This window comes from Paenibacillus sp. EB106-05-06-XG162 (genome assembly GCF_058791655.1).
Window position 1 is genome coordinate 957,194 of sequence record NZ_JBYTDT010000001.1, and the last position, 12,288, is coordinate 969,481.

The following is a 12,288-nucleotide window of genomic DNA, read 5'->3' on the forward strand; positions in this document are numbered from 1 at the left end:
CAACTTGTGCGTTGCTGGGATTAAGCTTTTTGTTTGTAGCATGGCATAAAAAAAAACACCGTGCGGTGTCTGGTTTGCATTTTTGGGTGGGTTCAAATAGAGCCTGCCTATCCCGGTTTCCTATAATATTAGTATAAACTGGGATTTATTATAAGTCTATACTTTTAGCGAATTTTTCTATATTTTATACTATGCCGCTGAAATCATACGAAATGGCGGTGATTACATATTAGTCATGTTAGGTTGTTGAAGTGGATGAATCATGCGATGTTCGATAGTTTTGGCAATGCCTTCTTGATTCTGTACCGAAATGAGCGGCGTCCTGTTCTTGTCTTAGGGGTTACGATGCTACTATCGATTCCGATCATGCCACTCGAACTTATGCTAGTTCAATATTTTATAGATCAAATTGGGGCATGGACAGCAAGAGATCAGGTGGGATCCATTCTTATGGCAGCGGTGTGGATTGGGGTCCTTATGTTCGTGAACAATATCGTACTCGGGGTACCCGTCCCACTCGCCATGACACGCTTGAATGAGGTGGGCACGTTGGAAGAACAACGAATGATTGTAGAGAAGACATCGAAGCTCCCGCTGCTATCCATTGAATCTGCGACTGTTAAAGATGTACGAGAACGCGCAGTACAGGTTTCTATTTATGAGATATATCATGCAGGTCTTCAGATCCTCCAATTGTCGTTGCAATTATCCCTTCTCATGCTCATTATTCTCCAATTCGGGCAATGGATTCCCGTCGTTACTGTGGTCGCAGTTGCCATCCTATTATCTTATGTATCGGGTAAATCTGCAGCAAGTCTTGAGCACCTGCAGCGGGAGCAAGCATCTCGCCGGAGGATGATACGATATTATGCTGACCTTATGACAGAGCGAAGCAGTGCTAAAGAAGTAAGAATGTTCGGATTAGGGTCCTTATTCATGAATAGGTGGAACGCGCTATATCAGAAGCAATCGAAGGATAGAATAGCGGTTGTTCGAGCTTCAGAGATCCGCAAGTTCGGACCGGAGCTGCTATTGGCAGTGATTGCTGGTCTTCTTATGGCTTTGGTCATTCTGTTACCTGGGTCGAAGCCAATGACATCGGGTGACTTCGCACTCCTGTATCTCGTATTGACGGCGGTGCTATCCCAATTGCCGGAACTGATTAATCAAATCACTACGATGAAACGGCATGCGATGAAGTGGCAGGATTTCCGGGCTTATCTTGATCTCGAGGAAGATCCGTGTATACGCGAAAATGATACACATGTGGAAAAGGGAGCGTGCAACCTGCAACTACATGTTCAGGACCTTTGGTTCCGATATCCTGAGTCGGAGGTTGATTCGATCCAAGGCATTAGTTTTACCGTGCCTCCCGGATGTCGTGTCGCGTTGGTTGGTGAGAATGGTTCAGGAAAATCTACCTTAGTTAAGTTGATTCTTGGCCTTTATCCTCCAAATGCGGGGGAAATAACATGGCTTAATACGAGGGAAGGGTCGAAAGAACATGTGACTGGGAGTGCTTCGATATCCGCTGTGTTTCAAGATTTTACGCGACTACATTTGACCGTTAGGGAAAACGTCGGCCTTGGCAATGTCGGAGTGATGGCGCATGATGTGATGTTGCTAGACTCTTTGGAGACAGCGGGAAGTAAGTTTATTAATTTAGAAATGCAGCTCGGTGTACCTTTTGGCGGAATTGATCCATCGGGTGGCGAATGGCAGAAGATTGCTACAGCACGTGCAATCCTACGGGATGCCCACTTCATTGTATTCGACGAACCAACTGCTGCGTTAGATCCGCAAGCGGAGAGGGCTGCATTCGAGCAGTTCATCCAGTTAACCGAAGGTCGATCCGCGTTGTTAATTACACATCGGCTTGGCGCAGCCAAATTGGCGGATATGATTCTCGTCATGCAGGAGGGTCGTATTGTCGAACAGGGAACTCATGATGAATTGATGCTGTTGAATGGCGAATATCGCCGGATGTTCGATGTGCAAGCATCTTGGTATGTCTAGATGAAAGTGGGGGGAGTTGGGCTATGAAGGATAATGTTCGAACCAATATTGTCAGCATCATCTTTCAATTGATGAGTCGAGTTTGGCGTCGAATGCCTATTTTAGCATCGGGCTGGCTAAGTATTCCGATCCTACTCGGTGTTCTGATTATACCGGGATACGCCGCACAAAGGGCATTGATTGATGTATTCATACATGGTGACGTAGAGCGGTCATGGATGGATGTGTGGCTGCTCGCATGGCCGCCGCTGGCTATTTTCACAGGAATATCGTTATTACGTGTAGCACTCACTGCAATTCAAAATATCGTCGATGTTAAATTCCAAGACCGTGCGACGATGCAAGTGCAAGCAGAAGTGTATGAGCGGGCTTCGCGTGTTTCCTTGGAGCAACTGGAGCAGGCGGATTACTATAATAGACTCCAACGAGCAAAGGGAGTTGCTGGTACAGATGTGTTCGGTGTGCTCCAACAGCTTATTTTTCTATTACGATTGGGGTTCGAATTCATCGGGTTGATGATTGTGGGATGGCTCGCTGATCCTGGAATAGGAATTGTATTCGTCATCCTCTTCGCTTTGTCTTTCGCGGTTCGCCTGGAGTCAGACATTGTCGTGCGCCGCGTGAATCGGGATTTGACGTTCTCTGGCAGGCAGTCTGATTACTTAAATGATGTTCTATCTCGGCCAGAGACTGTGAAAGAATTGCGAATCTTCGATTCAATCGATTATTTGATCGGCAAATGGTATGGATTGATGGGAGCGTCGCTAGCCATGCGGATGAATGCACGCCGTAGAGAAATTAAACATGGGATCTTCGTATCTTCCGTGCAGATTGTGGGGCTCATCGGAGTATTGATCTGGATGGTAATGCAGATGAAATCGGGCGGGTTTACTGCCGGGAGCTTTGTTGTTGTATTCTTGGCACTACGGCAAGCTTATGGAATCTCGGGACGAATGGCGTTCCCCGTTAGCAAGATCATAAATCAAGGATCTAAAATCTATGATTTAGTTACATTTCTACGAGAGGAAGCGGGATTTAAGCATGAGAACGAGAAGGAGAATAGGGAAAGAGTAATAGACGGGATAGGAGTACCTAGCGAGCAGGCGAGAATTAGCTTCGATCATGTGACTTATTCATACCCAAATGCCAATAAACCTGTGCTGAGTGATATTCATCTGACTTTGCATCCAGGTGAGATTGTGGCCTTAGTTGGTGAGAATGGTGCTGGTAAATCTACATTGGTTCGACTCTTGTTAGGACTCTATCAACCGACGCATGGAAAGATGCTATGGGATGGCAAGGATTATAAGGAGTTGGATGCGAATTGGTTACATGGCTCAATGTCTGCGGTCTTCCAAGATTTTGTTCGGTATGAGACAACAGTGCGTGATAATGTGGCATTTGGATGCGAGAAGGATGCTGATGAAGATGAAGTACATCGTGCCTTACGTATGAGCGGTGCCGCGGATCTGGCCAACATGTCGGGTGGCATTGACGCTCAAGTAGGTTTGCTCGCATCCGGTGGTCATGATCTAAGTGGCGGACAATGGCAGCGCCTTGCACTTGCAAGAGCGGCGGTTCGGGATACTCCGCTTCTGGTGCTCGACGAGCCGACTGCCGCGATCGATCCGCAGCATGAGATGGATCTCTATCATTCTTTTCGAGAAATGGCGCAAGGTAAAACGGTGCTGCTCGTCTCCCATCGACTCGGCTGGGCGCGTTATGCGGATCGGATCGTCGTGCTTAAGGATGGGCGCATTGTAGACGAGGGGACGCATGAAATCTTAATAGATAGGGATGGAGAATATGCTAGGATGTTTCGAGCGCAGGCTGAGTGGTATCGTGGGGATAAGGTGGAAGTATAAGAGAATTGAAATCTAAAACGCATGCTTATAAATGTGGTAAAATGTGTAAGAGGGAAGAAGGTTCGCGAGTAAAGCTTAGGTTGTAAGTAATGCGAAGTTCGTGAATATATTGTTATTTTAAACACCTAGAAGAGAGGTTGAAATATGAATCGATCAATTAGCATTAGAATTTCTCAAATTATAATACTGATCATTCTTACAATATTCTGTTTTATATATGGTCGTGAAGTAATTGATAGATTCGATGGGGAATTATTTAGTCACTCAGCTGTTCCCATAGGATATTCCTTGGTGTTTCTTTTTTTGTTGATTAGTATCGGATCAACTCTTGGATTTTTAATAGAAGAGACATCTGTGTTTAGCAAAATCATACTCTGTTGGCCTCTGATACATCTTGTTATTGTATTTCTTTGTTTTATTGTAGGACAGGCTTGGGAAATGCTTCTAGGATTAGCCCTATATTCAATAATAGTAATGCCAATAAACTTAATTGGTGAAGGTATATCTTTAGGCTTTCAAACAAATCGACTATTATTCCGAAGAGATCAAAATGAATTATTAGCATTTTCTTTTGGATTACTGATGAATTTGATTATCATCATTTATGTTTTTAGTAAAATATCTAAAGATTATCTTGCAAACCTCTTTATGTAATTCAGGAGGTCTAGGTGCTTCGTATAACAATGCATTCCAACTGCGGGCAGACGCTCTTGATCGCTAAGAAGAATCTCAAAGAAGCTGAATCAGGCGATACATTCAACCAGCTAAGTCTAACGACCCCGTTTCCTTCGGTCACTTAAGCTGCTTGAACGTCAGGAATGCAGAAACGTTATACGACAGAATCAAGAGATAAAATGAATAGTGTCTTTTGTATATCCTCTGGTAGTAATTCATGTACCTGCTTGAAGTAGAGATTCCGTTCCGTATTGATTGTAGTTGGAGTTGTTTTTGGTAAGCTCGCCATAAGACTTTAGGTTTTCACCCTGGGGACTTATTAGAGTACATATCCAAATAATAATAATTTCGTGTAATTAGAATATATGACAGCGTTATGCAAAGTGATAACAGATAAAGTTATCGGAAATCATGGAGTTTAGGGGACATATATAATGAGAAAGATTAAGTTCTATTCGAAAAATGACTTAGCAAGTGGGCATATTCTACAAAAAATTGAAGATTTTTTAATGGAACACAAAGAGGAAAAAGAACTAGCAAACATCAACGATATGATTGAAATATATAATATAAAACATTATTTTGACCATAAGCTTTACTTGCTAAAGTGGACTTCGAATGAGATTAAAAAATACGAAAGTCAAATCGAAATATATTTTAAGCGAGTTGCACGTTTTTTTAATTCTATTAACGGGGAGAATTTAACAGATTTTTTTAATGAATTGGATATAGAATACAGAGAAGATTTTTGGGCACTTTTTGAAAAATTTAAAGTATACGAAAAAATCACTGATGAAGAATTTAAGCAACTTATGCATGAAAAGAATTTTTGGCTTTATCAACTATTAAAATATAAAACTCTTGTTCAACATTTTGGTAGAGTAATTAAAGAATATATGCTGAACGATCATTCATCAGCAGAGCTGTTGTTAGATGCATATGAGATGCAGCATACAGTGGAAAAAGGAAAGTTTATTTTCCCAAAAGAGCTAACAAATCCGGAAAAGGAAACAATAATTCTTAACTATATTGATAGCGAAAGTCCTAACTTAAATTATTTGCGGCTTATTGTTAATATACAAAATAATAAAGACAAAATTGTGCTTTCACCAAGAACTTTATTAAATGCGAAAAAAAGAGTAGAGAAAGTAGAAGAGGAACTTTTCCCAGAAGATTCTGGAATCCTTGTGGAAACTTGCGTAGGTTTCTCTAAAAGCCAAGAAGAAGCTGTTATTGCTAATGTAGATGGGATGTCAATAGAGGCAGTATACAGTACAAAATGGCTTGAAGAAAACATAGATTATGAAACACTTTTGAATAACTTCATATATTTGTTTGAATTTGTTGATTCTCAAATGAGATGTAATTTTGTAAACAAGCCTAACCAAATGGGAGTAATGGAAAGGATCATTAATTCTCGCTCTCGAAATGCTTACTTAACAGGAATGGCTTTTAATCAAATGAATATGTTATCTTTATTGCAAATTAACGGATATTATAATGAATTATTCAGCTTAGGAGTACGTCTAGAGTCAGTCATTGAATGGTTTTTTAAAGAGTACTTGTCTACTGAGTTTCAAGCATTTAATTTTGATATAACTATGCCGTCTACCCACTCTACATTACTCGAAAAGTGTACTAATATAATGCCAGCAGTAGAGTCGGTTCTAAAACAATTTTCTTTATTTGTTGAAGAAGGTATAGTCGAATTTGAATTACTTGAAATACGCTCTGAACATCTTATATATAGTAATATCCCCTCATTAGTAAATAAAAAGTATGTCTACGGTGTTGGAGAAGAATTTAACTATGCAATTTTTCTCTTTTTCTCTGATCAAAGCGGATTAGGATATAACGAGAAAAATCAGAGTAGCTATGAAAATTACTTTGAATTGTTATGCAATCAATCCCTCAAATTAGTTGAATACCCAGAATACTGCCATCAGAAAATTGAGTGGCTATTGGAGAGAAATTATCTGAAAAGCAACAATGAAGGATATATCACTTTTGAAGATGAAGCTGTAATTCTGGTAATGATGGATATATATTTTAATCAAGTAATTAACTATTGGCGATCTTCAAAAACAAAAAGAAGTGCTATAGATAAACTTGAAACAAGAAAAGTAATTGTTTTTGAAAGTTCATTATTTTCAAAACCTGAGCAAAATTATATAAACTATATGCTCAACAAGTCTCAATTCAATAATGGGTGGGATTTAAGAAACAGATATAGTCATACTCAACCCAAAAATACTGAAAATGAAAAAATGCACGAACAAAACTACATGATATTTCTACGATTGTTAGTTTTATTTGTGATAAAAATAAACGATGATTTTTGCATATCAGATTCGATCTCTATAGGAGAATTTGAAAACATTTCAATCTCATAAATAGATGTTACGTTGCTATAAGAAAACGGTATGAAGGGCAATGTCTGCGCATTGTAGGCGAATAAAGAACATTATTTAAAGTCCCGTTGTAGTTAATTAATAGATTGATTATTTAAAAGAAAATAGGTTTTATGAGTAGGAGAGGTACATAAGTATTATATTGACAACATCTACTATATTAAGTAAGATCTCCACAATTCTATCTAGTTCTATATTCCACAAGGAGGGCTTTATGTCCAGAGAACCCTATCGTTACTCCAAAGAATATGCCCGGCAGCTTGACAAAGAAGATGAGCTGGCACGTTTTCGAGATGAATTTTATATGAATTCGGAATCAATCTATCTTGATGGCAACTCATTAGGACTGTTATCCAGACGTGCTGAACGAACATTGTTGGAAGTAGTTGATGCTTGGAAAACGCAAGGAATAGATGGCTGGTTACGGGGTGAATACCCTTGGTTTTATCTTTCGGAAAAATTAGCAGCCTTAAGTGCCCCGTTAGTTGGCGGATCAGAAGATGAGATCATTTTGACTGGTTCTACAACAACGAATTTACATCAGCTTGTGGCGACTTTTTATAAGCCTGATGGTGTCAGAACTAAGATTATGGCGGATGAATTGAATTTTCCATCTGATATTTATGCCCTACAAAGTCAATTGCAATTGCATGGATACGACCCGTCTCAACATTTGATTCAAGTAAAAAGTCGTGATAGGCGAACAATTGAAGAAGATGATATCGTTGCGGCCATGACGGATGAAGTAGCACTGATCATCTTGCCGACAGTACTCTATCGAAGTGGACAATTACTCGATATAGAGCGTTTAACGGCCGAAGCTCATGCACGAGGAATCCTCATTGGCTTTGACGGCTGTCATTCTGTAGGAGCAATTCCTCATCACCTAAGCAAATGGAATGTTGATTTTGCATATTGGTGCAACTACAAGTATCTGAACAGCGGGCCGGGCGGTGTAGGCAGCTTATACGTAAATCATAAACACTTCGGTCGCTCACCAGGCTTGGCAGGATGGTTTGGTTCACGGAAAGACAAGCAATTTGACATGGAGCACAATTTTGTTCCGGCGGAGACGGCTGGCGCTTTTCAAATTGGCACACCGCATATCTTAAGTATGGCTCCATTAATTGGATCTTTGGAAATATTCGCAGAGGCTAGTATAGAAAAGCTGCGAAAAAAGTCCTTGCATATCACAGCATATATGATGGATTTAATTGAACAAGAATTGGTCGGAATGGGCTTTACAATCGGGAATCCAAAAGATGATCTGCGTAGAGGGGGACATATATGTTTAGAGCATGAGGAAGCAGCCCGGATTTGCAAATCACTAAAGGAAAATAGGATTATACCCGATTTCAGAGCTCCGAACATCATTCGTCTTGCTCCCGTTGCACTCTATACGACATATTATGAAGTGTGGGATACTGTGCAGCGATTGAAAACAATTATGGTTGAAAAGCAGTACGAGCAATTCGAGAATACACGCGACGTAGTCGCTTAACCAGCGATCAGCAGTGGACAAACCATTTGTTGAAAGGAAATGATTATGACAATTTTTGATATCTCTCGACCATTGAAAACAGGAGTTCCGACTTGGCCAGGAGATACGCCCTTCTCTTACGAGGTCAGTTGGACAAAAGAACAAAGCGGATCGGTAAATGTAGGGAAACTGACGATGAGTATCCATACGGGTACGCATATGGATGCTCCGTTCCATTTTGAAAACGAAGGTCGGAAGGTCATGGAACTAGATCTCGAGCTGTACATCGGACTTGCGCGGGTTATTGACGTCTCGGGTAAATCGAGTATCGGTGCAGAGGATTTGAAGGAGTATGATTTAGATGGTGTCGCTCGATTACTGCTTCGTACAAATTCTTGGCCAAATCAGGAGGATTTTCCCACGGAGATCGCTTATCTGCGAGCAGATCTAGGGCCTTATCTAGCGGAAAAGGGAATTCGGCTCATCGGTGTGGATGTACCCTCAGTTGATCCACTCGATAGCAAAGAGTTGTCTGCCCATCATGCCTTGCATGCACATGACATTCATATTTTGGAAGGGATCTTTCTGGAGCACATTGAGCCTGGTGATTTTGAATTGATAGCGCTTCCCCTTCCGCTTGTTGAGGCAGACGGAAGTCCTGTTAGGGCCGTTCTTCGCCGCTTGAAATAGGATAAGTCATACACCATCCATATTAGGAGTGAATAACATGTCCAATTCAGAGAAACACGAACAATCACAGTCAAATGAAACAGAGTCTACCATTCATCGCGACTTTGCAAAAGAGATGTCCTATGGAGACTATCTTCAACTCGATAAAGTGTTATCCAGTCAGCAACGGTTATCTGGGCATCACGATGAAATGCTGTTTATCATCATCCATCAAGCCAGCGAACTTTGGATGAAGTTGATTTTGCACGAATTGGAAGCAGCTCGTCTTCTCATTCAGCAAAATAATTTGGAGCCGGCCTTCAAAATGCTAGCTCGCGTCTCTAGAATCCAGCAGCAATTAATCCAATCCTGGGACGTTTTGTCGACGTTGACTCCGGCAGAATACATGGAATTCCGGAACAGCCTAGGCCGATCATCCGGGTTTCAGTCGTTCCAAAATCGACTTATCGAATTCATGCTGGGGGGCAAGCAAACCAAGGTACTGACTGTTTATGAGCATCAGCCGGAGCTTCATCAACAATTGAGTCAATCACTTCACGAACCCAGCCTCTACGATGCAGCGATCATGGCTCTTTCTTTGAGAGGCTTAGAGGTCGATAAGCAGTATTTGAAGCGGGATTGGTCACAGGAATACAAGGAAAATGCCAGTGTCAAAGCCGCATGGTTGACGGTGTATCAAGACGTTGAACGCTATTGGGATCTATATGAACTTGCGGAAAAGTTGGTTGACATCGACAGCCGTCAACAACAATGGCGGTTCAATCACATGGTGACGGTTGAACGGATTATCGGATTTAAGCCGGGGACTGGAGGCTCAGCCGGTGTTGAATATTTAAAGCACGTAGTTTCGCAACGTTATTTCCCTGAATTATGGAGTCTCCGCACAGATCTGTAAGCTACAAATACATGGAAACAAATGCAGCCTGACCTCTATGAAGAGGTAGGCTGCATTTGTTTGACGGGAAGCGGGAAGTTAAAGGATCTGTGTATGGAACGTCGTGAATACGCGTACGTTAAATGAAAGAGATATAGGATCATAAAAAACTATAAATCTATGAGAACACTTGTGCGCTGTTGGAAATACAGGTAAAATATAGATAACAATTGAATCTTGGGTGGGTATGGTTTCCCTTCGAAGGGACTTGCACTTTTAACTTACATTAACAATAACAACAAGAAAAAGTAAAATCCCACCCCAATGGTTGACTGCCAAAGGTGGGGTTTTATTCCGTTAAGACTTGGAAGGGAATATATCATCCAAGCCAATTGTACTGACCAAGTGTTCGTAGCACTTGGTCATTAATAAATATATATTAACATACTTGAAAATATGTATCAAAACAGAAATTGAATAAAGTATTTAATATTAAAGTTCGTTTGTTTAAGAACCTGTTTTGTTAGGAGTTCGCAATAAAGAAGCGATTGATGAGAATAAAATGAAATTCCATCAAAATATCGATATTTTGTTATTGTGATTTTCCAAGAATATAGTAAAAACTCATAGAAAGCGCTGACATCAGATAACAGACTTTGCTTGCTGTTAAGCTTTTATTAATAAAGATTGTAGAAGTGAGGAGGTGAAGATTTACAGTGAGTGATCGAATGGGAACCAAAGTAAATAGTCGACTTGAGAGTGTTCGTGTACTTGTTCAAGAATTGATTTTCTCAATGGATAGCGAACTCCAGAGACAGGAAGCGTGTGTTCATCTGTACGGGGTGTCTACATTTGCTGCAATGCTTGCTAAGAAAAGAGGAGAAAATCAGGAATTAGCAGCAATTATAGGATTACTTCACGATTATTATTTCTATAAAACCGGAATCAATGAATTTCCTGGTCCCAACAGTGCCGAGACCGGAAGACCTCTATTAAGAGATATGGACATTTTTACTAAAGAAGAGCTGACTATAATCCTAAAAGCAATCTTCCATCATGGGGACAGAAGTAGGGTCCAGGGTCCATATGAAGAAATCGTCAAGGATGCTTTTGTGCTGCAGTTATACTTTCAGAATAGGAACCATATCTTATCGACGCAGGATGTCAGTAGACTCCGGAATGTGTTTCGTGAGTTGGCAATTCCAGAAGATTTGTCAGACGAGATGGATGACAGTGACAAAAGAGGGATTCTCCAGAATCCGGACAGACGCAGCAAGTTGGCAGATATTGCGGAAGCACTCGGGAATGAGAACATTATTGGAATACCGGGAGATGAACGATATCGAGAAATTTGTAAATATTGGCCTGATCAAGGTATCTATAAAGTATTACAAAGCAATTGGTGCGCTGCATTCGTGTATCACTGTTGTATGCTAGCTGGATTTGAAATGCCGATTCGATACCCAACTGGTACGTACCGACTGGCTGGTGTAGGGGCTTGGTTAGAGTGGGCACAGTTACCTGAAACCGGATTTCTTTGTTTTGATGGGCAGAATGGATTTACTCCTCAACACGGCGATATCGTGATCTATGAAAAATTGCTAACCAATGACTCACACGATCATATAGGTATTGTTCTAGCATGCACCGACAAAGAAATATTAGTTGCAGAGGGTAACAGAGATAATCGGAATTACTCTAGTGTTTTCTACAGGGATAGGTGGCATTGCATACTCGCCTATATCCGTATCGATAATGATTACATATTTCATTTTAGTGGCGATTACAATCCAAAGTTCTAAAGATGATTCTTAATTAATTAGAAAAGGGAGATTGATAAAAATGATTCAACAATTTATTGAAGGCATTGAGTATACCGAAATACCAGTTTCTGATTTGGATCAAGCAATAGAGTGGTACTGTAATAAGCTGGGGGCAAAACTAGGATTCAGAAATGATGAATTGGCTTACGTGGATTTTTCAATAGGGCCAAGCTTATTTTTAGTGAAAACAAATGATCAAACCACTTCTACATTTCTAGTAAACGGAAAAGATCATTATACAATCGGATTTAGAGTAAAAGATATTGAAGGATTCTATAATTATCTATTAGAACTGGGAGTTGAGGTAAGTGAGATAATTGATGAAGGCAATATTGGTAAATTCTTTACTTTCTATGATCTTTTCCGGAATATGTTCGATGTTCATCAACCGGCTCAATAAGAAGAATCAGAGACAAGTTAATTGTGGAGCGATTTCGAAGTTAATGTGATGGAA

General features: G+C 40.5%; 10 protein-coding genes. All 10 read left to right on the plus strand.

Annotated features, from left to right (window positions below):
• The first annotated feature begins 255 nt into the window (after window positions 1-255).
• The 10 genes from AC3WU2_RS04145 to AC3WU2_RS04190 all read left to right on the plus strand — a co-directional run bounded on the left by AC3WU2_RS04145 (window position 256) and on the right by AC3WU2_RS04190 (window position 12,234).
• Window positions 256-2,016, plus strand: a complete 1,761-nt coding sequence (locus tag AC3WU2_RS04145) for an ABC transporter ATP-binding protein (protein ID WP_492451507.1) — start codon at window positions 256-258, stop codon at window positions 2,014-2,016.
• Between the two features lie 23 nt (window positions 2,017-2,039).
• Window positions 2,040-3,881, plus strand: coding sequence for an ABC transporter ATP-binding protein (locus AC3WU2_RS04150; protein WP_492451509.1), 1,842 nt, complete (start codon window positions 2,040-2,042; stop codon window positions 3,879-3,881).
• Between the two features lie 144 nt (window positions 3,882-4,025).
• Window positions 4,026-4,535 (plus strand): hypothetical protein, encoded by a 510-nt coding sequence (locus AC3WU2_RS04155; RefSeq protein WP_492451511.1) that lies wholly within the window; start codon window positions 4,026-4,028, stop codon window positions 4,533-4,535.
• A gap of 14 nt (window positions 4,536-4,549) precedes the next feature.
• On the plus strand, window positions 4,550-4,681 hold the full coding sequence (locus tag AC3WU2_RS04160) for a hypothetical protein (RefSeq protein WP_492451513.1): 132 nt from the start codon (window positions 4,550-4,552) through the stop codon (window positions 4,679-4,681).
• Between the two features lie 309 nt (window positions 4,682-4,990).
• Window positions 4,991-6,949, plus strand: a complete 1,959-nt coding sequence (locus AC3WU2_RS04165) for a hypothetical protein (RefSeq protein ID WP_492451515.1) — start codon at window positions 4,991-4,993, stop codon at window positions 6,947-6,949.
• A 232-nt stretch (window positions 6,950-7,181) separates the two neighbouring features.
• Entirely contained in the window at window positions 7,182-8,468 is a 1,287-nt protein-coding gene (kynU, locus tag AC3WU2_RS04170; protein ID WP_492451517.1) for a kynureninase, read from the plus strand.
• Between the two features lie 45 nt (window positions 8,469-8,513).
• Window positions 8,514-9,137 carry an arylformamidase gene (kynB, locus tag AC3WU2_RS04175; RefSeq protein WP_492451519.1) on the plus strand — a complete coding sequence of 208 codons (624 nt, stop codon included), beginning with the start codon at window positions 8,514-8,516 and terminating at the stop codon, window positions 9,135-9,137.
• A 37-nt stretch (window positions 9,138-9,174) separates the two neighbouring features.
• On the plus strand, window positions 9,175-10,032 hold the full coding sequence (gene kynA / locus AC3WU2_RS04180; protein WP_492451521.1) for a tryptophan 2,3-dioxygenase: 858 nt from the start codon (window positions 9,175-9,177) through the stop codon (window positions 10,030-10,032).
• Between the two features lie 695 nt (window positions 10,033-10,727).
• The gene (locus AC3WU2_RS04185; protein ID WP_492451523.1) at window positions 10,728-11,813 is read left to right on the plus strand and encodes an HD domain-containing protein; all 1,086 of its coding nucleotides are present in this window, start codon (window positions 10,728-10,730) and stop codon (window positions 11,811-11,813) included.
• Window positions 11,814-11,853: 40 nt separating this feature from the next.
• The gene (locus AC3WU2_RS04190; protein ID WP_492451525.1) at window positions 11,854-12,234 is read left to right on the plus strand and encodes a VOC family protein; all 381 of its coding nucleotides are present in this window, start codon (window positions 11,854-11,856) and stop codon (window positions 12,232-12,234) included.
• Window positions 12,235-12,288: the final 54 nt, after the last annotated feature.